We start from the raw sequence: 21837 nt of genomic DNA, 5'->3' as shown, positions 1-21837 counted from the left end.
ATAGAGCGGCCGATCGTGATACCTGATGAAATTGACCTGCTCCCCTTTTTTACCCTAACAGCGTTTATATCTGCGATCAACTTCACATAAATTTACCGCCCTATTACAGAGTGTCCGAAAATAAATAAGTTCATTTTCCTGGCTGCTCGCAAAAATTATTTCCTCACTCCCCCTTATCCTCTGGCGGATAATTTTGGCGGTTATTCTGCTTTCACCCGAATAGTATGATGGGTAATTTTTACTAAAAAAACACCCGACAAAAGTGGGTGATTGCGCTATAATCAGCCACACTTTCGGCTATCAGCCGCTGTTTAGAGGACCAACGTCCTGTTTTCCGATGACATCACGAGGAACGTCATGCAACTGCCACACTGCCCAAAATGCGATTCGACTTACACTTATGAAGATAACGGCATGTACATCTGCCCGGAATGTGCCCATGAGTGGAACCCTGCCGAGGCGACAGAAGAGAGCGACGTTCTGATCGTTAAAGATGCCAATGGCAATTTACTGGCCGATGGCGATAGCGTTACCGTCGTGAAAGATCTGAAGGTAAAAGGCAGCTCTTCGATGCTGAAAATCGGCACCAAAGTGAAGAATATCCGTCTGGTCGAAGGCGATCACAATATTGACTGCAAAATTGACGGTTTTGGTCCGATGAAGCTCAAGTCGGAATTCGTCAAAAAGAACTGATTTATTTCCGGGAGGTCGGCGTCATTATTTTCCTGCACCACCGTCGCCGCTCCCGATATCATCGTGCCCCACCCGCTCCCTGTGCAACCTGTTATTTTCCGCCTCAGTCCCCTCTATTTTCACTGACCATTTCGCCGCTATGCCGCTACACATTTTCGCGCTGCCGTCTGGCTCAACAGCGTCCCCGGCGACTACGCTTTACGGGTTACGGTCACTGAGGTATTCACCATGTCCTTAAGTCCCTACCTTGCCTTTGCAGGCAACTGCGCCGAGGCAATCGCCTTCTATCAGCAGACGCTGGGCGCGGAGCTGATGTTTAAAATGACCTTTGGCGAAATGCCGCCCCCGGCGCAAGAAGCGTCAGACGGCTGCCCGTCTGGCCAGAAGATGGCAGATGATGCCATCGCCCACGCCAGCCTGCGCATCAATAATGGCGAGCTGATGCTGAGCGACAGCGCCTTCGGGCCCGATGTGCATTACGCCGGCTTCACCCTCGTCCTCGATCCCAGCGATGTCGCTGAAGGCCAGCGCTGGTTCGACGCGCTGGCCGTCGGCGGGCGCATTGAGATGGCCTGGCAGGAAACGTTCTGGGCCCACGGCTTCGGCAAAGTCGTCGACCGCTTTGGCGTCCCCTGGATGATCAACGTGGTCAAACAAGGCTGACCCCGCCAGGGCGGCCCGGCCGCCCTGTCATCCGTCTGGCACCAACTCTTCATCCTTTGGTCATCATCACTTAACCGAAATGCAACATAAACCGGTCAGGATCGGCCCACAACGCGAGGGACCTCCTCGCCTATGCTGTGTGAGGCTTGATGACTATGCACCTGTCCAGACATCCGACCAGTTATCCCACGCGCTATCAGGAAATCGCCGCCCGACTTGAGCAGGAGCTGCGCCACCACTATCGCTGCGGCGACTATCTGCCCGCCGAACAGCAGCTTGCGACGCGCTTCGACGTTAACCGCCATACCCTGCGCCGGGCTATCGACCAGCTGGTTGAACGCGGCTGGGTCCAGCGCCGTCAGGGCGTCGGCGTGCTGGTGCTGATGCGGCCGATCGATTACCCGCTTAATGCTCAGGCGCGGTTCAGCCAGAACCTGCTGGAACAGGGCAGCGATCCCACCAGCGAAAAGCTGCTGTCGGTGCTGCGCCCCGCCAGCGCGCATGTTGCCGAGGCCTTTGGCATCAATGAGGGCGAGAACGTCATCCACCTGCGCACCCTGCGCCGGGTCAATGGCGTCGCCCTGTGCCTGATCGACCACTACTTCGCCGACCTGCGTTTCTGGCCGGTATTGCAAACCTTTAGCCACGGATCGCTGCACGACCTGCTGCGCGATGAGCTCGACGTCAAACTGACCCGGGCACGCACCAAAATCAGCGCCCGCCGCGCGCAGGCGAAAGAGAGCAAGCTGCTGGAGATCCCCAACATGGCGCCGCTGCTCTGCGTACGCACCCTCAACAGCCGCCAGGGCGAGCAGACCCCCATCGAATACTCCGTCAGCCTGACCCGCGCCGACATGATTGAATTTACCATGGAGCACTGAATGCACTTCGATACCGCCACCCGCCAGCGCTGGATGTCCGTGCTGGCCCACAGTGAACCGCAAGATCTTCTGGCGCGCATGCAGTCCCTGCAGCTGGCGCCGGCGTATGAATTGATTCGCACCCCGGAAACCGGGCTGGTACAGCTCCAGGCCCGCATGGGCGGCATCGGCGACCGTTTCTTTGCCGGCGACGCCACGCTCACCCGCGCGGCGGTACGTCTGGCCGACGGGACGCTCGGCTACAGCTGGATCTTAGGCCGCGACCGCCCGCATGCCGAACGCTGCGCGGTCATCGACGCCCTGCTGCAGTCGCCCCGCCATTTTCACACGTTAATGGAAACCCTGATAACCCCGCTGGAAGCGCTACGCAGCGCGCACATTGAAGCCCGACGCGCCGAAGTCAACGCCAGCCGGGTCGACTTCTTTACCCTGGTTCGCGGAGATAACGCATGACCTTACAACCCGCTTTTTCCCTGGCTGTGCAGGATGCCCAACACAGTTTTCGTCGCCTGCTGAAAGCGATGAGCGAGCCGGGGGTGATTGTCTCCCTGCAGCAGTTGCAGCACGGCTGGCAGCCGCTGAACGTGGCCTCCACCAGCCTGCTGTTGACCCTTGCCGATCATGAAACGCCGGTCTGGCTCGCCAGCGCCCTGCATAACGATCTGGTGGGACAGAATCTGCGCTTTCATACCGGCGCGCCGCTGGTGGACCAGCCGCAGCAGGCAGTCTTTGCCGTCGCCAATGACGGTATCAGCGCCGAGCAGCTCAACGTCCTTTCCGCTGGCACCGTCACCGCTCCGGAAACCGGCGTCACGCTGATTGTTCAGCTCGCCAGCCTCAGCGGCGGACGCATGCTGCGCCTGACCGGGGCAGGCATTGCCGAAGAGCGAATGATTGCGCCGCAGCTGCCGGACTGCATCATCGACGAATTAACCGAACGCCCGCATCCGTTCCCGCTGGGCATCGACCTGATCCTCACCTGCGGCGAGCGCCTGCTGGCGATCCCGCGCACCACCCACGTGGAGGTTTGCTAAATGTATGTAGCCGTCAAGGGCGGCGAGAAGGCGATCCTCGCCGCTCACGCCTTACAGGAACAGAAACGGCGGGGCGATGGACGGCTTCCCGAACTGAGCGTTGATCAGATAGGCGACCAGCTCAACCTGGCGGTGGACCGGGTGATGACCGAGGGCGGCATCGCCGACCGCGAACTGGCGGCGCTGGCGCTCAAGCAGGCCAGCGGTGATAACGTCGAAGCGATCTTCCTGCTGCGCGCCTACCGCACCACCCTGCCGCGGCTGGCGGTCAGCGAACCGATTAACACTGCGGAGATGCGCCTCGAACGCCGCATCTCCGCAGTGTACAAAGACATTCCCGGCGGCCAGCTGCTGGGCCCCACCTACGACTACACCCATCGCCTGCTCGATTTTACCCTGCTGGCCAACGGCGAAGCGCCGTCTGTGCAGCAAGCCGATGGCGAAGCAGAGCCGACGCCGCACGTCTTTAGCCTGCTCACGCAGCAGGGGCTGGCGAAGGCCGAGGAAGATCGCGGCACGCCGCCCGACGATATCACCCGCACCCCGCCGGTCTACCCCTGCTCGCGTTCCTCGCGCCTGCAGCAGCTGATGCGCGGCGATGAAGGTTACCTGCTGGCGCTGGCCTATTCGACCCAGCGCGGCTATGGCCGCAACCATCCGTTTGCCGGCGAGATCCGCAGCGGCTACGTGCAGGTGGAAATCGTGCCGGAAGAGCTGGGCTTTAGCGTCAATATTGGCGAGCTGCTGCTCACCGAATGCGAAATGGTCAACGGCTTCGTCGCCCCGCAGGATGAGCCGCCGCACTTCACCCGCGGCTACGGTCTGACCTTCGGCATGAGCGAGCGCAAAGCAATGGCCATGGCCCTCGTCGACCGCGCCCTGCAGGCGCCAGACTATGACGAAGAGATTGCTGGCCCGGCTCAGGATGAAGAGTTTGTGCTGGCCCATGCCGATAACGTCGAAGCGGCCGGCTTCGTCTCGCATCTGAAACTACCGCACTATGTCGATTTCCAGGCCGAACTGGCGCTGTTGAAACGCCTGCAACGGGAGAACGAACGTGGCTAACCCACTGACTGGCTATAACTTTGCTTATCTCGACGAGCAAACCAAGCGCATGATCCGCCGGGCGATCCTCAAAGCGGTGGCCATTCCCGGCTACCAGGTGCCGTTCGGCGGTCGCGAAATGCCAATGCCCTACGGCTGGGGCACCGGCGGCATCCAGCTGACCGCCAGCGTCATCGGCGAGAACGACGTGCTGAAGGTGATTGACCAGGGCGCGGATGACACCACCAACGCGGTGTCGATTCGTCAGTTCTTTAAGCGCGTCACCGGTGTCGCCACCACCGAGCGTACCGAAGACGCCACCCTGATCCAGACCCGCCACCGGATCCCGGAGACGCCGCTGGTGGAGGATCAGATCCTGATCTATCAAGTGCCGATCCCGGAACCGCTGCGCTTTATCGAGCCGCGCGAAACCGAAACCCGCACCATGCACGCGCTGGAAGAGTACGGCGTCATGCAGGTGAAACTGTATGAAGATATCGCCCGTTTCGGCCATATCGCCACCACCTACGCCTACCCGGTGAAGGTCAATGGCCGCTACGTGATGGACCCTTCGCCGATCCCGAAATTCGATAACCCGAAAATGCACATGATGCCGGCGCTGCAGCTGTTCGGCGCCGGGCGCGAAAAGCGGATCTACGCGGTGCCGCCCTATACCCCGGTGGAAAGTCTCGATTTCGATGACCATCCATTTACCGTGCAGGAGTGGGATGAGCCCTGCGCCATCTGCGGCTCGCGCCACAGCTACCTCGACGAAGTGGTACTGGATGACAGCGGCCAGCGGATGTTTGTCTGCTCCGATACCGACTATTGCCGCCAGCAGAGCGAGGGGCAGAAAAAATGAGCCAGCCATTACTTGCTGTGAATAACCTGACCCATCTCTACGCCCCGGACAAAGGTTTTCGCGATGTCTCCTTTGAACTGTGGCCGGGAGAAGTACTCGGCATCGTCGGGGAGTCCGGCTCCGGTAAAACCACCCTGCTGAAGGCGATCTCTGCCCGCCTGAGGCCACAGCAGGGCGAGGTGCTGTACCAGCAGCGCTCGCTGTATGCCATGAGCGAAGCCGAACGCCGCCGCCTGCTACGTACCGAATGGGGCGTGGTGCATCAGCACCCGATGGACGGCCTGCGTCGCCAGGTCTCCGCCGGGGGCAACATCGGCGAACGGCTGATGGCCACCGGCGCCCGCCACTACGGCAACATTCGCGCCACCGCCGAAAAGTGGCTGCAGGAGGTGGAGATCCCGCCCTCACGCATCGACGACCTGCCCACTACCTTTTCCGGCGGCATGCAGCAGCGTCTGCAGATCGCCCGCAATCTGGTTACCCAGCCGAAGCTGGTGTTTATGGATGAACCCACCGGCGGGCTGGATGTGTCCGTGCAGGCGCGGCTGCTTGATCTGCTGCGCGGCCTGGCGGTGGAGCTGAATCTGGCGGTGGTGATTGTTACCCACGATCTCGGCGTCGCCCGTCTGCTGGCGAACCGTCTGCTGGTGATGAAGCAGGGCCAGGTAGTCGAGAGTGGCTTAACCGACCGGGTGCTCGACGATCCGCACCACCCTTACACCCAGCTGCTGGTGTCGTCGGTGTTGCAGAATTGATGCTGTTTTGCCGGGTGGCGGCTGCGCCTTACCCGGCCTACAGGTGCGTTATTCGTAGGCCGGGTAAGCGAAGCGCCACCCGGCAACCCAACCCCGCGAGGGCTAACATGATCCGCGTTGAAAACATCCATAAAACCTTTGTTCTGCACCAGCAGCACGGCGTGCGCCTGCCGGTGCTGGCCGACGCCTCGCTGACCGTTAACGCCGGGGAGTGCGTGGTACTCCACGGTCACTCCGGCAGCGGCAAATCGACGTTGCTGCGTTCGCTGTATGCCAATTATCTGCCGGACAGCGGCCATATCCACATCCGCCACGGCGAGGAATGGGTGGATCTGGTCACCGCCACCCCACGCAAGGTACTGGAAGTGCGCAAAACCACCATCGGCTGGGTCAGCCAGTTTCTGCGGGTGATCCCGCGCATTTCAGCGCTGGAGGTGGTGATGCAGCCGCTGCTCGACCTTGGGACGCCGCGTGAAGCGAGCGCCGCGAAAGCCGCCCAGCTCCTGACCCGCCTCAACGTTCCGGAACGCCTGTGGCACCTTGCGCCGTCGACCTTTTCAGGCGGCGAGCAGCAGCGGGTCAACATCGCCCGCGGCTTTGCGGTCGACTATCCGATTCTGCTCCTTGACGAGCCCACCGCCTCACTGGATGCCAAAAACAGTGCTGCCGTGGTCAACCTGATCCACGATGCCAAAGCGCGCGGCGCGGCCATCGTGGGGATTTTCCATGACGAAGGGGTACGCCGTCAGGTCGCCGACCGACTGCACCCCATGGGAATGACAGCATGATTATCAATAACGTAAAACTGGTTCTCGACGACGACGTGGTCCACGGTTCACTGGAAGTCCAGCACGGTCGCATCCTCGCTTTCGCCGAAAGCCAGAGTCGGCTGCCGCAGGCGCTGGATGGGGAAGGCGGCTGGCTGCTGCCGGGCCTTATCGAACTGCATACCGATAACCTCGACAAGTTCTTTACCCCGCGACCGAAGGTAGACTGGCCGGCCCACTCGGCGATGAGCAGCCATGACGCCATGATGGTCGCCAGCGGCATCACCACCGTGCTGGACGCCGTGGCGATTGGCGACGTGCGTGATGGCGGCGATCGTCTTGAGAATCTGGAGAAGATGGTCAATGCGGTGGAAGAGACGCAAAAGCGCGGCCTCAACCGCGCCGAGCATCGCCTGCACCTGCGCTGCGAGCTGCCGCATCACACCACGCTGCCGCTGTTCGAAAAGCTGATTGACCGCGAGTCAGTGAGCATGGTCTCTCTGATGGACCACTCCCCGGGCCAGCGTCAGTACGCCGATCGCAGTAAGTACCGCGATTACTATCAGGGCAAATACCATCTCACTCACGACGAAATGGACCGTTTTGAAGCCGAGCAGATGGCCCTGGCCGCCACCTGGTCGCAGCCGAATCGTCAGACCATCGCCGCCATGTGCCGCGCCCGTCGTATCGCCCTCGCCAGCCACGACGACGCCACCGAGGCGCATGTGGCCGAATCCAGTCAGTTAGGTAGCGTCATCGCCGAGTTTCCCACCACGCTGGCCGCAGCGCAGGCTTCACGTCAGCATGGGATGCACGTCCTGATGGGCGCCCCCAATATCGTGCGCGGCGGTTCCCACTCTGGCAACATCGCGGCGCACCAGCTGGCGAGCAGTGGTTTGCTGGACATTCTCTCGTCTGACTATTACCCCGCCAGCCTGCTGGATGCCGCTTTCCGCATCGCCGACGCCGAGGATAACGCCTTCACCCTGGCGCAGGCGATCCGTCTGGTCAGCAAGCATCCGGCGCAGGCGTTGGGCCTTGACGATCGCGGCGTCATCGCCGAGGGGAAACGCGCCGACCTGGTGCTGGCGCACCGTCGCGGCGAGCATGTGCACATCGACCATGTCTGGCGCCAGGGAACGAGGGTCTTTTAATGCCGGGAAAACTGATTTGGCTGGTGGGGCCCTCCGGCTCCGGTAAAGACAGCCTGCTGGCGGCGCTGCGCGAGCGCGAGCACCCGCAGCTGCTGGTGGCCCATCGTTACATTACCCGCCCGTTTAACGCGGGCAGCGAGAATCATATCGCCCTCAGCGAACATGAATTTTTTACCCGCGCCGAGCAGCATCTTTTTGCTCTCAGCTGGCACGCCAACAATACTTACTATGGCATTGGCGTGGAGATCGACCTGTGGCTGCACGCTGGCTTTGACGTGGTGGCCAACGGCTCCCGCGCCCACCTGGCGCTGGCCCGGGAACGCTACGGCGAGGTGCTGGTGCCGATCTGTCTCGCCGTCTCGCCGCCGGTGCTCCGCCAGCGGCTGGAGCAGCGCGGCCGGGAAAACGCGCTGGAAATCGCCCAGCGTCTGGATCGCGCCGCGCGCTATAAGCCGGACAATTGCCTGACGTTGAATAATGACGGGAGTCTTCGACAATCGGTTGACGATTTCTTCCGCCTGCTGCGCAGCCACGTGGCACGCGTAGAAGATCAGCCGGTATGAGTGAAAGGTGACACGATGAGCCTGACAATCCGTTTAACCGGCACCGGCGGCGCCCAGTTGGTGCCCGTCTTCGGTTGCGACTGCGCGGCCTGCCGCCGCGCCCGCCGCGAGGAGAGCCACCGACGCCGCCCCTGTAGCGGCGTGGTCACGTTCAACAGCGCCGTGACGCTGCTTGATGCCGGACGACCGGATCTGATGGAACATCATCCCGCCGGTAGTTTTCAGCAGGTGCTGCTGACCCACTACCATCTGGATCATGTGCAGGGGCTGTTTCCGCTGCGCTGGGGAGTCGGCGCGTCGATCCCGGTCTATGGCCCGCCGGACGACGCCGGCTGCGACGATCTACTCAAGCACCCCGGCCTGCTCGATTTTAGCCATACCGTCACGCCGTTTGTGGTGTTTGACCTGCAGGGGTTGCGGGTAACGCCCCTGCCGCTCAACCACTCGAAGCTCACCTTCGGTTATCTGCTGGAGTCGGCCCACAGCCGGGTGGCCTGGCTCTCGGATACCGCCGGGCTGCCGGACAAGACGCTGAAGTTTTTACTCAACAACCGCCCGCAGGCGATGATCATTGATTGCAGTCATGAGCCGCGCGCGCAGACCCCGCGTAACCACAACGATCTAAACACCGTCCGCCACCTTAACCAGGTGATAGGCTGTCCGCGGGTGATCCTTACCCATATCAGCCACCAGTTAGATGTCTGGATGATGGATAACCCGCTGCCGACAGGTTTCGAAGCGGGATATGACGGGATGGAAATCGTGCTGGATTAAGTGCAGGTCCGTTGCGGAGCGATCAGTAGCTATCATCCAGACGACGCTGGTCGCTTTCTAACTGGCGACGATCCTGATCGAGCTGGCGCTGGCGTTCGTCAAGCTGGCGGCGGCGATCGTCCAGTTGCCGTTGTCGATCGTCATACTGACGCTGGCTGTCGCGGCTCTGCTGACGGCTCCCCTGATAGCGCCCGTCATCATACCGGCCATCGTCATCATATCTGTCGTCGTCATCGGAGCGGTTGCTACCCGGGTTATAGGCGTCGTTAATGGCTTGCTGAATATTGCCGATCGCGTCATCGATAATATCGGCGCGAGCGGCCAGGCTGGTCAGCGACAGGGTGCAAAAGAGCAGTGCGGTTGCGTAACGTTTCATCGGGGCCAATCTCGTCAGAGTCCTGCCGCTACCTTAATCAAGCGTACACCCCCCGAGTAGCGGAGGAATCTCAAATCCTCGCGTACGCCGCGCTCAGCGCCTGCGCCAGCTGGGCGCGGGTAAACGGCTTACGCAGCCACTCCACTTCCGGCAGGGCCGGATTCTGCGCCGGACGCAAATCCTGGCCGCTGATCAGCAGCACCGGCAGCGCCGGAAAGCGGCGTCGGGCGGTATGGATCACGTCGGCGCCGCTCAGCGCGCCGGGCAGCATCAGATCGCTAATCAACAGCGCGATATCCGGCGACGCCTCCAGCAGCTGCAGCGCCTCTTCGCCACTCGGCGTCTCCAGCGTCAGCCAGCCCAACTGATGCAGCTGTTCACACAGCGTCTGGCGTACATCTTCTTCATCTTCCAGCACCAGCGCCAGCCGTTCTCCCGCCGGCAGCGGCTCGTCCTCCGCTGGCGCCACCGTCGTCTCAACCTCGGTCATCGCCCGCGGCAGCTGCAGCCGCACCGTCGTCCCCTGCCCCGGCGCGCTCTCCAGCGCCACCCGGCCGCCCGACTGGCGCACAAAGCCATACACCATCGACAGTCCCAGACCGCTGCCGCTGCCGGTGGCTTTGGTGGTGAAGAACGGTTCAAACACCCGGGCTTTCACCGCCTGTGACATCCCGCTGCCATGATCGATCACCTCCAGGGCCACCATATCCTGCCGCTGACCGCTGCTGCGGGTGACCCGCTGATTCCAGGTGCGTATTTTGATAACCCCGTCGCGCCCGGCCATGGCGTCACGGGCGTTCATCACCAGATTGATCAGGGCGTTTTCCAGCTGGCCAACGTCTATCCATGCCGGCCACGCCGGCGACTGCGCCTCAATCTCCAGACTTAAGGTCGCCGGCAGGGAGTGACGCATCAGCTCGCTGAGGTTCTCCAGCAGCGGCGCCATCGCCACCGCCTGGGGATGCAGCGCCTGTTTGCGCGAAAAGGCCAGCAGCCGCTGAGTCAGAAGCGCCCCACGCTCCGCCGCCTTCAGCGCCCTGGAGAGGCGCGGCGCATCGCGTGCGTCCGGTTCCACCAGCTCGAGGCTGCCGATGATCACCGCCAGCAGGTTGTTAAAGTCATGCGCCAGCCCCCCGGTCAACTGGCCGACGGCCTTCATCTTCTGGCTGTGCAGCAGCGCCTCTTCCAGCTCCTGGCGCTTAATCCGATCGATCTCCATCTGGGTGGTCTTCTCTTTCAGCAGCCGGGTGGTGTGCTCCAGCGACGCCGTATTGCGGGCGAAAACGTTAAAAGCTCGCGCCAGCTCGCCCAGCTCATCGCGCCGCTGCAGGGCCGGCACCGAGACGTTCGGCTCCCCCTGAGCCAGCCGCGACATCGCCAGGGAGATGGCGGTCAGGTTCGAGCCAAGGTTACGGTAGATATACCACCCGGCGCAGCCGGTGATCGCCAGCGCCAGCAGCGCGGAAAGCAGAATAAACATGCTGATGGAGCGCAGCTCCCGATGGCTTTGCGCCGCCCGCTGCTCTGAGGCTTCCGCCACCCGGGTCACGTACTGATTGATGTCCTCGTTAAGCAACGCGACCAGCGCTTTGATGTGGTACATGTACCAGCTGATCGTCAGATCGCTCTCCTCCAGCTGGGCCGACAGCGGGGCCAGCGTCGCCAGTTCCCGGTTGACGTCGGGCAGGAAAAACGCCAGCGCGGGATCGGCGCTGCCTGCCGGCAGGTCGCCGCGCAGCTGGTCGAGCTGCAGAACGATCGACCGCGGCGTAACGGTATGGATCGCGGCCACGATCAGCCGGTCCATCTCGGCCAGCCGGCGCGGATCGATCGCCTTATCCCCGCCGCGATCGTTAAGATCGGCGAGATGGCGCAGGTTGCTCTGATTCTGGTAAAGCGAACTCAGCAGCGCATTGCGCTGCAGATGGCGGCGCTGGCCGCGCTCCAGCATCTCCGCCACGCTCTGCTGCAGCGCGTTGCTGCGGCGAATAATATTGGCCACCCGCGCCTGCTCCTGCTGCGCCAGCGGGGCCGCCGCCAGCTGGGCCAGCGAGTGCTTCAGCGCCTGCTGCGTCGCCAGCAGCCGTTCCGCTTCGCTTTTGTACTCCAGCGCCCCCACCACCTGCGACAGGCGCACCGCTGCCGTGGCGACATTCGCCGTGTCCCGCGCCAGATCCATACTGCCGCGCATGTCGTTGAGAGTCTGGCGCTGCACCTGCTCCTGCAACTGGCTGGCGTGGTGAAAGCCGAACACCGCCACGCCGCTCACCAACAGGGTGACCACGCCCATCAGCAGATTAAAGGAGAGCAGGCGGCCACGGGCGCTGGTGAAAAACGGGTGTCGGCGAGCGGTCATAGCAACTCCAGTGAAGGATCGGTCGGCAGATAAGCGTGACGGTGCAGAAAATGACGCCGCGTAACTGTGATCGCGGTTAACTATTTATCACTATGACAAATATGAATGGATTCTGACATTCTGCATTTATTTTCCGGTGGTGGACTGCAGCTATTGTTCTCATAGACAGGAGCGCCGCGATGACCGCCACCCCGGTACTGGAAATGCGCCATATCGCCAAAGCTTTTGGCAAATTCTACGCGCTGAAGGGCGTCGACCTGACGGTCTGGCCAGGGGAGATCCATGCCCTGATGGGAGAAAACGGCGCCGGAAAAAGCACGCTGATGAAGATCCTTGCCGGCGCCTATACCGCCACCAGCGGCGAGATCCTGATCGACGGAAAACCGCAAACCATCCGCGGCCCCAAGGACGCGCTGGCCGCTGGGATCACGTTGATCTATCAGGAGATGCAGCTGGCGCCGAACCTGACCGTCGCGGAAAACATTTTCCTCGGCAGCGAGCTGGCGCGCGGTGGCCTGGTGCAGCGCAAAGCCATGCTCAGCCAGGCGCAGGCGGTGATCGACCGTCTCGGCGCCCAGTTCAAAGCCAGCGACCGGGTGATGACCCTGACCATCGCCGAACAGCAGCAGGTGGAGATCGCCCGGGCGCTCCACCGTCAAAGCCGCATTCTGGTGATGGATGAACCCACCGCCGCCCTCTCCTCGCGGGAAACCCAGCGCCTGTTCGAGCTCATCCTGCGCCTGCGCGATGAGGGGATGGCGATTATCTATATCAGCCACCGCATGGCGGAAGTGTATGAGCTCTCCGACCGCGTCAGCGTCCTGCGCGACGGGCAGTATGTCGGCAGCCTGGTGCGTGACAAGCTCAACGCGCCGGAGCTGGTGCGCATGATGGTCGGCCGCCCGCTCAGCGATCTGTTCAATAAAGAACGTGACATCCCCCGCGGCCAGCCGCGCCTGCGGGTCGAGGATCTGACCGATGGCGGCAAGGTGAAGCCCAGCAGCCTCGTGGTGCATGCTGGCGAAATCGTCGGCCTCGCCGGGCTGGTCGGCGCCGGACGGTCCGAACTGGCGCAGCTGATCTTCGGCGTGCGCAAAGCCACTGGCGGGGTGATTGAGATCGACGGCGAGCCGGTGGTGATCCACTCGCCGCGCGAAGCCATCGACCTCGGGATCGGCTTTCTGACCGAAAACCGCAAAGAACAGGGGTTGTTTCTCGAACTGGCAGCCCAGGAAAACATCACCATGGCGACGCTGGAGCGCGACGCGAACTGGGGGATGCTCAACCGCCGGAAGGCGCAAACCATCTCCGATGACGCCATCCAGTTGCTTAACATCCGCGTGCCGCACGCCCAGGTGCGCGCCGGCGGACTGTCCGGCGGCAACCAGCAGAAATTATTGATTTCACGCTGGGTGGCGATTGGCCCGCGCATTCTGATCCTCGATGAACCCACCCGCGGCGTCGACGTCGGCGCGAAAAGCGAGATTTACCGCATCATGAACGACATGGCGCGCCAGGGCGTCGCCATTCTGATGATCTCCAGCGAACTGCCCGAAGTGGTGGGCATGAGCGACCGGGTCTATGTGATGCGCGAGGGCGCTATCGCCGGCGAGTTACAGGCCGGCGATATCAGCCAGGAAAGTATCATGACGCTGGCCACCGGCGTGAACGATTCTCACCTTAAGGCAGGGCAACTATGAGCATACCGAAAGAGACCTCCGCGCCGGTCGCGAAATCCGCTTCGGCGAAAAAAATGTTGATGGGCGACCTGATGCAGACCGTCGGCATTCTGCCGATCCTCATCCTGATCGTCGCCGTTTTCGGCTTTATCGCCCCCAACTTTTTCACGGAAAGCAATCTGCTGAATATCACCCGCCAGGCCTCGATCAACATTGTGCTGGCGGCGGGAATGACCTTCATCATTCTTACCGGCGGCATTGACCTCTCCGTCGGCTCCATTCTCGGCACCACCGCGGTGGCGGCAATGGTGGTGTCGCTGATCCCGGAGCTGGCGTTGCTGTCGATTCCGGCGGCGCTGATGCTCGGCCTGCTGCTTGGGCTGTTCAACGGCGCGCTGGTCGCCTTCGCCGGGTTACCGCCGTTTATCGTCACCCTCGGCACCTACACGGCGCTGCGCGGCGCCGCCTATCTGCTGGCTGACGGCACCACGGTGATCAACTCCGATATCAGCTTTGAGTGGATCGGCAATGACTATCTCGGCCCGGTGCCGTGGCTGGTGGTCATCGCCCTGGCGGTTATCGCGGTGTGCTGGTTTATCCTGCGCCGCACTACCCTTGGGGTGCATATCTACGCGGTGGGCGGCAACATGCAGGCGGCGCGGCTGACCGGCATCAAAGTCTGGCTGGTGCTGCTGTTTGTCTACGGCATGAGCGGCCTGCTCTCCGGTCTTGGCGGGGTGATGAGCGCCTCGCGGTTATACAGCGCCAACGGCAACCTCGGCGTCGGCTACGAACTGGATGCCATCGCCGCGGTCATTCTCGGCGGCACCAGCTTCGTCGGTGGTATCGGCACCATCACCGGTACGCTGGTGGGGGCGCTGATTATCGCCACCCTCAATAACGGCATGACCCTGATGGGGGTCTCCTACTTCTGGCAACTGGTGATCAAAGGGGCGGTGATCATCATTGCGGTGCTGATCGACAAATACCGTACCCGACACCATCAAAGTGCATAACAACACCATCTTACCTGCGAGGAAAAGCGAATGCGTTTAAAACCGATAGTGACCGCGCTGTGTGCTGGCGCGCTGCTGGCCGCCTCCCCCTTTGCGTCGGCCAAAGAACTGAAAGCGATTGGCGTGACAGTGGGCGACCTTGCCAACCCGTTCTTTGTGCAGATCACCAAAGGGGCGGAGCTGGAGGCCCGCAAGCTGGCGGGAGATAATGTCAAAGTGACGCTGGTCTCCAGCGGCTACGATTTGGGCCAGCAGGTGGCGCAGATCGATAACTTTATCGCCGCCAAAGTCGATATGATCATCCTCAACGCCGCCGATTCGAAGGGCATTGGCCCGGCGGTGAAGCGGGCCAAAGAGGCCGGGATCGTGGTGGTAGCGGTTGACGTCGCCGCCGAAGGCGCCGACGCCACCATTACCTCCGATAACACCCAGGCGGGCGAGCTGGCCTGTAAATACATTAGCGACCGCCTGAACAACAAAGGCAGCGTGGTGATCATCAACGGGCCGCCGGTATCTGCGGTACAAAACCGCGTCGAAGGCTGCGAAACGGAGTTCAAAAAACACCCAGATATAAAAATCCTCTCCTCCAACCAGAACGCTAAAGGCAGCCGGGAAGGCGGCCTGGAGGTGATGACCTCCCTGCTGGCGGCCAATCCGAAGATTGACGGCGTGTTCGCGATCAACGATCCGACGGCGATTGGCGCCGATCTGGCGGCGAAACAGGCGCAGCGTAGCGAATTCTTCATCGTGGGCGTCGACGGCAGCCCGGACGGCGAAGAGGCGCTGAAGCGTAAGAACTCCCTGTTCGTCGCGACGCCGGCGCAGGATCCGCAGGTCATGGCGGCGAAGGCGGTGGAGATTGGCTACGACATCCTGCAGGGCAAACCGGCGCCGACCGCGCCTGTGCTAATCCCGGTGACGATGATCGACAAAAACAACGTCAGCTCTTACAAAGGCTGGACCGTGAAATAAGCGCAACCCGGCGCACAATCGTTCCGCCGATTGTGCGCTACGCTTAACGAGTATGACGGCGCGGAGTAGCGATCATGGAACGTAAAGGGATTATTGCCGCAGGCAACATGCTGGTCGATCATGTCCACCAGATCAGGCAGTGGCCGGAGCGCGGCTGGCTGGTGGAAATTGTCCATAGTGAACGCGCCACCGGCGGCGCCCCGCTGAATGTCCTGCTGACCCTGGCTAAAATGCATGCCGGACTGCCGCTGCAGGCGGTTGGCCTGATTGGCGAGGATAACGACGGCGACTACATTACCGCCATGCTCGATCAGTACCATATCAATCGCCAGCTCGTGCAGCGCACCAGCTCCGCACCCACCTCGATGACCCAGGTGATGACCGACGCCGACGGCCAGCGCACCTTCTTTCACTCTCCCGGCGCCAACCGACTGCTTGACCTCCCAGCCTTTGAGCCGCTGGATACGCCGCTGAAGATTTTTCATCTCGGCTATCTGCTGCTGCTCGAAAGCCTCGATCTCCCCGACGAGGCGTTCGGCACCCGCAGCGCGCGACTGCTGGCGCAGATGCGCGATCGAGGCTATGAAGTGTCCCTCGACCTGGTGTCGCGCAAAGGCGATCCGCACTACCGCCCGCGGGTCCTGCCGGCGCTGGCGCATCTCGACTACCTGACCATCAATGAGCTGGAGGCCAGCGAGTTTAGCGGGCTGGAAATCCGTCTGCCCAACGGTGAGCCGCACGTCGCTAATATCGCCCGCGCCGCCAGCGCATTACTTGACGCCGGCGTGCGCCAGCGGGTGGTGATCCATTGTCCGGAGGGCGCATGGGGCGTATCCCGCACGGAAGCCGGGCGCTGGGTACCGTCATGGCGGCTGCCGCCGGAGGAGATTATCGGCAGCGTCGGAGCCGGGGACGCCTTCTGCGCCGGCCTGCTGTACGGCAGCCACGAACGCTGGCCGTTAACCGACAGTCTGCAGCTGGCCCACGCCTGCGCCCGCGCCAGCCTGCAGGCCGCGAATGCGATCGACGGCGCCAAAACGCTCCCTGAGCTGCAGGCGTTTATTCAGTTGCAGAATGGTTAGACTGGGTAGATCCCGCTATCAGGGCGATGCCACAGGAGAACGACGTATCATGGCGAGAAAAGGGATACGGTTTATTCAAATCACGCCTGTTTTACGCTGAGTTCAACAAGGGCGGGCCAGATGACTAACTGCGCCACTCGGCCAACACCTTTTCCAGTTTATCTAACGACTCAGCGCGTTTTATCGCTGGCATCTGATGAATATTGCGCAATTTCCACTGCACGGCAGGCAAATCCTGAATACGTGTTTCCGGCGCTAAACGCCAGTCTGGTTCGCCTCGTTTAAATGACAGCAAAAAATCGATATCCTGTTGCGTGAAACAGGATTTTAACGCATCAATCATCCTGTAGGGGACTGCTGTCAGTTCCTCCAGGGCTATCGTCTCAAATGTCATCCCGCTGAATTCACGGTAAAAGGGTTCAGCAATATCTTTCCAGCGAGGACTAAGCACTTCAGCCAGAGGCCGATTATGGCTAAGTAAATACGCGATAAACCCATTGAAAATGGGACGGTTAAGCTCCTGCGCATCAAGAAGTAATTTCACATCATAAAAATCTCTGGGATGCTGGCGATCCAGCGCCGCGCATAATTTTCCACCGTAGAGATCGGGCAACGAAACCACCGGAAGGCTGGCATAGCCAAAAACGTCCTCTACCGCCCCCACCACCTCTCGCTCCTGTGGTGGATATAATGTTCCCCGTGCGACCGGTGAGACCTCTATCTTTATTTGTGCGCTATCGGTAGTAACAACGACACGCATCTCATCGGAACGATTAGCTTGTAATACAGCGTTCATACCCGCCTGTTGTTGCAGATTAGCGGCAATACGTGCAAGCGCATCCCGTATATGAGGTAAAGCGATCGCTCTGCTTTCCAGGGGCACCCAGGCGAGGTCGATATCCACCGATAATCGTGGGAAATCACGGATAAAGAGATTGATTGCCGTGCCACCTTTCAGCGCAAATTCCCGTTCGACGGCAACATAGGGTAAAACCTGCATTAACAGAGCAACCTGCCGATAATAGGGCGCCTGTATATCCATATTTTTTATTCCTTTTGAAAGCGTTCAGGCACAGTGATTTGGTATTGAGCATTGAACTTGCCATTTACCACGATTTGCCGCTTACCCGCTCCCAGATCGATTTTTTGGCTATCGATTCGTCTGAGCCAACCATGCTCGTAAAAACTGGCGAAAAAGAGATACAAACGCTTGGTCTGCACGGACTGGCTGACAGAAAGCAGATACTCTACTTTACGAGGATTAAGATTAACCAGTCCCTGGAAAAGCTCTGCCGCGTGGTTAAATGAGAGGGTCCCCGGTACCGCGCTCAACAACTCGTAAGCAGCCAGTTCCGGCGCACTGCCGGTGAGTCTTTTCCCTTTTACATCAAGCGTTACGCGGTATTTATCATCCAGCACCGGCAGTTTTTGCCCCGATATGACTATCCACTCCACACCCGGGAATTCCCTGAACCATTTTGGCAGCAGCGCTTTATTTTCCATACTCAACCAGCACTGGTTTTGTTTGAGCTGTAGATAGTGTGAACGACCCTGCCAGACTAAGCTACTGAGCCCCGCGACATACACCGGAGCGGCTAGCTGATTTTGCAAACATGCTAATGCATCGTTCCACTCCGGCTCACGTCCCGCACGCGCGTATACGCCGTTGCCTCGTTTTTTTAACCAGCCACTTTGCGTGTATTTAAAGGCCAGAGAGGGAGAGATGGCATGCCGGCTTAACCAGGACTGAAGGATCACATCTCCGGGAGCACTGTTTTGCAGCAGCCAGTTTAATTTTGATGGCATAGATTAACCCAAGGTGTCACTTTAATAAAAAAAGTAAACTCGCCGCGCTAAATAAAGTCAAGAGCAGGTTGGCAGCACCTCGCCCTACGCCGCCTTATCGCTGTGGGTCACATCGGCGGAAAAGACATAGCCCAGACCGCGTAGGGTTTTAATCAACGTCGGCTGATGCGGGTTTAACTCGATTTTGCGGCGCAGGCGCATGATCAGCACGTCGATAGTCCGGTCGAACACCTCAGTGCTTTCATTATGAGTCAGCGCCAGCAGCTGTTCGCGATTCAATACCCGGCGCGCGTTCTGCGCCAGCGCCAGCAGCAGGCCATATTCTCCCTGGGTCAGCGGGATCGCCTGCTGCTGCGGGTTATACAGTTCGCAGCGCGTGGTATCCAGCCGCCAGCCGTTAAACGTCAGGCCGCTGCCGACGCCCGACGTCTCGCCGGCCAGCGCCCCGCTGCGTCGCAGTACCGCTTTCACCCGGGCGACCACCACCCGCGAGCTAAAAGGTTTGGCGATGTAATCATCGGCGCCCATCTCCAGGCCCACCACTACATCAGACTCACTGCCCAGACCAGACAGCATCACCACCGGCAGCTCAGGCCGCGTGCGCTGCAGCTGCTGAAGCACCTGCAGACCATGGGTATCCGGCAGGATCATATCCAGCAAAACCAGCGCGATGTCTGCCCGCTGCGCCACCCTCGCCAGCGCGTCGCCGCCGGTCTGGCAGACCAATACTTCAAACGCGTGCGCGCCAAGCACATCGCTGAGCAGTTCGCCCATCGCTATGTCGTCATCCACCACCAAAATGACTGGTTTCATCTTTGCCTCTGCCCGCGGGGAATTAGTGTCAGTCTGATCGATTCTGCAAGCCTGCGCCGACAAATTCCTCTCCCGGTGACATTTTTTCAAGCGCCGTCACATCTCCGGCGTATCGACACGTCAAATCTGTCGACAGGCTGTTTTTCGTCAGCATTTCGCCCAAAAAAGCCGCGTATCATCAAGGAATATCCACAATGAAAATATGGCATAGAAGATGCATAGTGACGGCGCGATAGCGCAAACGCGCCCATTGAATAACTGGAGCAAGACCGATGAAAAAAGTCGTCACGGTTTGCCCGTATTGCGCATCAGGTTGCAAAATCAACCTGGTGGTCGATAACGGCAAAATCGTTCGGGCTGAAGCGGCGCAGGGGAAAACCAACCAGGGAACCCTGTGCCTGAAGGGCTATTATGGCTGGGACTTTATTAACGATACCCAGATCCTGACGCCGCGCCTGAAAACCCCCATGATCCGTCGTCAACGCGGCGGCAAGCTGGAAGCTGTCTCCTGGGATGAGGCGCTGGATTACGTCGCCACTCGCCTCAGCGCCATTAAAGCCAAATATGGCCCGGATGCGATCCAAACCACCGGCTCCTCCCGCGGCACCGGTAATGAAACCAACTATGTGATGCAAAAATTCGCGCGCGCCGTTATTGGTACCAATAACGTCGACTGCTGCGCTCGCGTCTGACACGGCCCTTCGGTTGCAGGTCTGCACCAGTCGGTCGGTAACGGCGCCATGAGTAATGCCATCACGGAGATTGATAACACCGATCTGGTGTTTATCTTCGGTTACAACCCGGCGGATTCCCACCCTATCGTGGCGAATCACGTCATTAACGCCAAACGCAACGGGGCGAAAATCATCGTCTGCGACCCGCGCAAAATTGAAACCGCGCGCATCGCCGACATGCACATTGCGCTGAAGAACGGCTCGAATATCGCGCTGCTCAACGCCATTGGCCACGTGATTATTGAAGAGGATCTGTACGATAAATCCTTCGTCGCCAGCCGTTCCGAGGGCTTCGAGGAGTATCGCAAAATCGTTGAAGGCTATACGCCGGAGTCGGTGGAAGCGATCACCGGGGTCAGCGCCCAGGAGATCCGCGCCTGCGCCCGGATGTACGCCAGCGCCAAATCCGCCGCCATCCTGTGGGGCATGGGTGTCACCCAGTTCTATCAGGGTGTGGAGACGGTCCGGTCGCTGACCAGCCTGGCGATCCTCACCGGCAACCTCGGCAAGCCGAGCGTCGGCGTCAACCCGGTACGCGGCCAGAACAACGTCCAGGGGGCCTGCGATATGGGCGCGCTGCCGGATACCTATCCGGGCTATCAGTACGTCAAATTCCCGGAGAACCGCGAGAAGTTCGCCAAAGCCTGGGGCGTCGACAGCCTGCCGGAACATACCGGCTATCGCATCAGCGAGCTGCCGCATCGCGCGGCGCACGGTGAAGTGCGGGCAGCGTACATCATGGGTGAGGATCCGCTGCAGACCGATGCCGAACTCTCGGCGGTCCGCAAAGCGTTCGACGATCTGGAACTGGTTATCGTCCAGGACATTTTCATGACCAAAACCGCCTCCGCGGCCGACGTCATCCTGCCGTCCACCTCGTGGGGCGAGCACGAAGGCGTGTATACCGCAGCGGACCGCGGCTTCCAGCGCTTCTTTAAAGCCGTGGAGCCGAAGTGGGACCTGAAAACCGACTGGCAGATCATCAGCGAAATCGCCACCCGGATGGGCTATCCGATGCACTACAACAATACCCAGGAGATCTGGGATGAGTTGCGGCATCTGTGCCCGGACTTCTACGGCGCCACCTATGAAAAAATGGGCGAACTCGGCTACGTCATGTGGCCATGCCGCGATGAGTCCGACGCCGACCAGGGGACGTCGTATCTGTTTAAAGAGAAGTTCGATACCCCGAACGGGCTGGCGCAGTTCTTCACCTGCGACTGGGTCGCGCCGATCGATAAGCTCACCGACGAGTACCCAATGGTGCTGTCGACAGTGCGCGAAGTCGGCCACTACTCGTGTCGTTCAATGACCGGTAACTGCGCGGCGCTGGCGGCACTGGCGGATGAACCTGGCTATGCGCAAATCAACACCGCCGACGCCGAACGGTTAGGCATCGAAGATGAAGCGCTGGTGTGGGTGAATTCGCGTAAGGGTCGGATCATCACCCGCGCGCAGGTCAGCGACCGGCCGAACAAAGGCGCGGTGTATATGACCTACCAGTGGTGGATCGGTGCCTGTAACGAGCTGGTCTCAGAGAACCTGAGTCCGATAACCAAAACGCCGGAGTACAAGTACTGCGCGGTCAACGTTGAGCGGATTGCCGATCAGCGCGCGGCGGAACAGTACGTGATTGATGAGTACAACAAGCTGAAAGCCCGCCTGCGCGAAAGCGCAATGGGTTAAGGTTCGAACCTTTGTACCATTGAGTAGCCCCGGTAAGCGGTAGCGCTACCGGGGATTTTCCCCGGAGGCGGCGCATTGCGCCTTCTCCGGGCTACCAAATCGCACAACGCTGTAGCCCCGGTAAGCG

Annotated in this window: 22 protein-coding genes; 17 read left to right on the top strand and 5 right to left on the bottom strand. The window is 60.5% G+C overall.

Going from position 1 to position 21837, the window contains the following annotated elements; genetic code table 11:
- The first annotated feature begins 357 nt into the window (after positions 1-357).
- From A1WC_RS23655 to phnP, 12 genes are all read left to right on the top strand, one after another.
- On the top strand, positions 358-693 hold the full coding sequence (locus tag A1WC_RS23655) for a zinc ribbon domain-containing protein YjdM (protein ID WP_008807241.1): 336 nt from the start codon (positions 358-360) through the stop codon (positions 691-693).
- A gap of 228 nt (positions 694-921) precedes the next feature.
- Positions 922-1356 (top strand): VOC family metalloprotein YjdN, encoded by a 435-nt coding sequence (gene yjdN, locus A1WC_RS23660; RefSeq protein ID WP_002885221.1) that lies wholly within the window; start codon positions 922-924, stop codon positions 1354-1356.
- Positions 1357-1511: 155 nt separating this feature from the next.
- Positions 1512-2237: a phosphonate metabolism transcriptional regulator PhnF gene (phnF, locus tag A1WC_RS23665; RefSeq protein WP_012543146.1), complete on the top strand. Its 726-nt coding sequence runs from the start codon at positions 1512-1514 to the stop codon at positions 2235-2237.
- Positions 2238-2690, top strand: a complete 453-nt coding sequence (phnG, locus tag A1WC_RS23670; RefSeq protein WP_016160124.1) for a phosphonate C-P lyase system protein PhnG — start codon at positions 2238-2240, stop codon at positions 2688-2690.
- The gene (gene phnH / locus A1WC_RS23675) at positions 2687-3271 is read left to right on the top strand and encodes a phosphonate C-P lyase system protein PhnH (RefSeq protein WP_004206375.1); all 585 of its coding nucleotides are present in this window, start codon (positions 2687-2689) and stop codon (positions 3269-3271) included. Before phnG ends, phnH begins: the two co-directional genes overlap by 4 nt.
- On the top strand, positions 3272-4336 hold the full coding sequence (locus A1WC_RS23680; protein ID WP_008807245.1) for a carbon-phosphorus lyase complex subunit PhnI: 1065 nt from the start codon (positions 3272-3274) through the stop codon (positions 4334-4336).
- Positions 4329-5177: an alpha-D-ribose 1-methylphosphonate 5-phosphate C-P-lyase PhnJ gene (locus A1WC_RS23685; protein ID WP_002885202.1), complete on the top strand. Its 849-nt coding sequence runs from the start codon at positions 4329-4331 to the stop codon at positions 5175-5177. Before A1WC_RS23680 ends, A1WC_RS23685 begins: the two co-directional genes overlap by 8 nt.
- Positions 5174-5932, top strand: a complete 759-nt coding sequence (phnK, locus tag A1WC_RS23690; RefSeq protein ID WP_016160123.1) for a phosphonate C-P lyase system protein PhnK — start codon at positions 5174-5176, stop codon at positions 5930-5932. Before A1WC_RS23685 ends, phnK begins: the two co-directional genes overlap by 4 nt.
- A 107-nt stretch (positions 5933-6039) precedes the next feature.
- Positions 6040-6720 carry a phosphonate C-P lyase system protein PhnL gene (gene phnL, locus A1WC_RS23695; protein ID WP_008807247.1) on the top strand — a complete coding sequence of 227 codons (681 nt, stop codon included), beginning with the start codon at positions 6040-6042 and terminating at the stop codon, positions 6718-6720.
- Complete coding sequence (phnM, locus tag A1WC_RS23700) at positions 6717-7853, top strand: alpha-D-ribose 1-methylphosphonate 5-triphosphate diphosphatase (RefSeq protein ID WP_016160122.1); 1137 nt, start codon at positions 6717-6719, stop codon at positions 7851-7853. The genes phnL and phnM overlap by 4 nt, the downstream gene beginning before the upstream one ends.
- Positions 7853-8416, top strand: a complete 564-nt coding sequence (gene phnN / locus A1WC_RS23705; RefSeq protein ID WP_012543150.1) for a ribose 1,5-bisphosphokinase — start codon at positions 7853-7855, stop codon at positions 8414-8416. The genes phnM and phnN overlap by 1 nt, the downstream gene beginning before the upstream one ends.
- Positions 8417-8431: 15 nt before the next feature.
- Entirely contained in the window at positions 8432-9190 is a 759-nt protein-coding gene (gene phnP, locus A1WC_RS23710; protein ID WP_008807250.1) for a phosphonate metabolism protein PhnP, read from the top strand.
- Positions 9191-9212: 22 nt separating this feature from the next.
- Here the strand turns inward: phnP and yjdP are convergent, their stop codons facing one another.
- Together yjdP and A1WC_RS23720 are read right to left on the bottom strand one after the other, a co-directional pair.
- Positions 9213-9566: a DDRRRQL repeat protein YjdP gene (gene yjdP, locus A1WC_RS23715; protein WP_012543151.1), complete on the bottom strand. Its 354-nt coding sequence runs from the start codon at positions 9564-9566 to the stop codon at positions 9213-9215.
- 70 nt (positions 9567-9636) lie between these two features.
- Positions 9637-11922 (bottom strand): ATP-binding protein, encoded by a 2286-nt coding sequence (locus A1WC_RS23720; RefSeq protein ID WP_012969140.1) that lies wholly within the window; start codon positions 11920-11922, stop codon positions 9637-9639.
- Positions 11923-12101: 179 nt separating this feature from the next.
- Here A1WC_RS23720 and A1WC_RS23725 point away from each other — a divergent pair, with 179 nt between their 5' ends.
- The 4 genes from A1WC_RS23725 to A1WC_RS23740 all read left to right on the top strand — a co-directional run bounded on the left by A1WC_RS23725 (position 12102) and on the right by A1WC_RS23740 (position 16671).
- On the top strand, positions 12102-13622 hold the full coding sequence (locus A1WC_RS23725; protein WP_008807253.1) for a sugar ABC transporter ATP-binding protein: 1521 nt from the start codon (positions 12102-12104) through the stop codon (positions 13620-13622).
- A complete protein-coding gene (locus A1WC_RS23730; RefSeq protein WP_004206363.1) occupies positions 13619-14617 on the top strand; it encodes an ABC transporter permease subunit in 999 nt (332 codons plus the stop codon). The genes A1WC_RS23725 and A1WC_RS23730 overlap by 4 nt, the downstream gene beginning before the upstream one ends.
- A gap of 30 nt (positions 14618-14647) precedes the next feature.
- Positions 14648-15589 carry an ABC transporter substrate-binding protein gene (locus A1WC_RS23735; protein WP_012543155.1) on the top strand — a complete coding sequence of 314 codons (942 nt, stop codon included), beginning with the start codon at positions 14648-14650 and terminating at the stop codon, positions 15587-15589.
- 74 nt (positions 15590-15663) lie between these two features.
- Entirely contained in the window at positions 15664-16671 is a 1008-nt protein-coding gene (locus tag A1WC_RS23740) for a carbohydrate kinase family protein (protein WP_012969142.1), read from the top strand.
- 124 nt (positions 16672-16795) lie between these two features.
- Here A1WC_RS23740 and A1WC_RS23745 read toward each other — a convergent pair whose 3' ends face one another.
- From A1WC_RS23745 to A1WC_RS23755, 3 genes are all read right to left on the bottom strand, one after another.
- Positions 16796-17713 (bottom strand): nucleotidyl transferase AbiEii/AbiGii toxin family protein, encoded by a 918-nt coding sequence (locus tag A1WC_RS23745; RefSeq protein WP_012969143.1) that lies wholly within the window; start codon positions 17711-17713, stop codon positions 16796-16798.
- A 5-nt stretch (positions 17714-17718) separates the two neighbouring features.
- Positions 17719-18477, bottom strand: a complete 759-nt coding sequence (locus A1WC_RS23750) for a type IV toxin-antitoxin system AbiEi family antitoxin (RefSeq protein ID WP_008807257.1) — start codon at positions 18475-18477, stop codon at positions 17719-17721.
- An 84-nt stretch (positions 18478-18561) separates the two neighbouring features.
- Positions 18562-19290, bottom strand: coding sequence for a response regulator transcription factor (locus tag A1WC_RS23755; RefSeq protein ID WP_008807258.1), 729 nt, complete (start codon positions 19288-19290; stop codon positions 18562-18564).
- A gap of 272 nt (positions 19291-19562) precedes the next feature.
- Between A1WC_RS23755 and fdhF the strand changes: the two genes are divergently transcribed.
- Positions 19563-21710 (top strand): formate dehydrogenase subunit alpha, encoded by a 2148-nt coding sequence (gene fdhF, locus A1WC_RS23765; protein ID WP_077598880.1) that lies wholly within the window; start codon positions 19563-19565, stop codon positions 21708-21710.
- Positions 21711-21837 lie beyond the last annotated feature (127 nt).

This window comes from Klebsiella sp. KTE92 (genome assembly GCF_000398905.1).
In the GTDB taxonomy this organism is placed as follows: domain Bacteria; phylum Pseudomonadota; class Gammaproteobacteria; order Enterobacterales; family Enterobacteriaceae; genus Klebsiella; species Klebsiella variicola.
The sequence above is the reverse complement of the archived record's forward strand: the minus strand, read 5'-3'. Positions and strand labels throughout refer to the sequence as shown.

Bases quoted from the DNA above. Each gene is read 5' to 3' on its own strand.
- A1WC_RS23745 (WP_012969143.1), bottom strand. From the start codon at position 17,713: ATGGATATACAGGCGCCCTATTATCGGCAGGTTGCTCTGTTAATGCAG.
- phnK (WP_016160123.1), top strand. From the start codon at position 5,174: ATGAGCCAGCCATTACTTGCTGTGAATAACCTGACCCATCTCTACGCC.
- A1WC_RS23750 (WP_008807257.1), bottom strand. From the start codon at position 18,477: ATGCCATCAAAATTAAACTGGCTGCTGCAAAACAGTGCTCCCGGAGAT.
- A1WC_RS23725 (WP_008807253.1), top strand. From the start codon at position 12,102: ATGACCGCCACCCCGGTACTGGAAATGCGCCATATCGCCAAAGCTTTT.
- A1WC_RS23730 (WP_004206363.1), top strand. From the start codon at position 13,619: ATGAGCATACCGAAAGAGACCTCCGCGCCGGTCGCGAAATCCGCTTCG.
- phnP (WP_008807250.1), top strand. From the start codon at position 8,432: ATGAGCCTGACAATCCGTTTAACCGGCACCGGCGGCGCCCAGTTGGTG.
- A1WC_RS23740 (WP_012969142.1), top strand. From the start codon at position 15,664: ATGGAACGTAAAGGGATTATTGCCGCAGGCAACATGCTGGTCGATCAT.
- A1WC_RS23655 (WP_008807241.1), top strand. From the start codon at position 358: ATGCAACTGCCACACTGCCCAAAATGCGATTCGACTTACACTTATGAA.
- phnM (WP_016160122.1), top strand. From the start codon at position 6,717: ATGATTATCAATAACGTAAAACTGGTTCTCGACGACGACGTGGTCCAC.
- phnF (WP_012543146.1), top strand. From the start codon at position 1,512: ATGCACCTGTCCAGACATCCGACCAGTTATCCCACGCGCTATCAGGAA.
- phnN (WP_012543150.1), top strand. From the start codon at position 7,853: ATGCCGGGAAAACTGATTTGGCTGGTGGGGCCCTCCGGCTCCGGTAAA.
- phnH (WP_004206375.1), top strand. From the start codon at position 2,687: ATGACCTTACAACCCGCTTTTTCCCTGGCTGTGCAGGATGCCCAACAC.
- A1WC_RS23680 (WP_008807245.1), top strand. From the start codon at position 3,272: ATGTATGTAGCCGTCAAGGGCGGCGAGAAGGCGATCCTCGCCGCTCAC.
- yjdP (WP_012543151.1), bottom strand. From the start codon at position 9,566: ATGAAACGTTACGCAACCGCACTGCTCTTTTGCACCCTGTCGCTGACC.
- A1WC_RS23735 (WP_012543155.1), top strand. From the start codon at position 14,648: ATGCGTTTAAAACCGATAGTGACCGCGCTGTGTGCTGGCGCGCTGCTG.
- yjdN (WP_002885221.1), top strand. From the start codon at position 922: ATGTCCTTAAGTCCCTACCTTGCCTTTGCAGGCAACTGCGCCGAGGCA.
- phnL (WP_008807247.1), top strand. From the start codon at position 6,040: ATGATCCGCGTTGAAAACATCCATAAAACCTTTGTTCTGCACCAGCAG.
- A1WC_RS23755 (WP_008807258.1), bottom strand. From the start codon at position 19,290: ATGAAACCAGTCATTTTGGTGGTGGATGACGACATAGCGATGGGCGAA.
- A1WC_RS23720 (WP_012969140.1), bottom strand. From the start codon at position 11,922: ATGACCGCTCGCCGACACCCGTTTTTCACCAGCGCCCGTGGCCGCCTG.
- phnG (WP_016160124.1), top strand. From the start codon at position 2,238: ATGCACTTCGATACCGCCACCCGCCAGCGCTGGATGTCCGTGCTGGCC.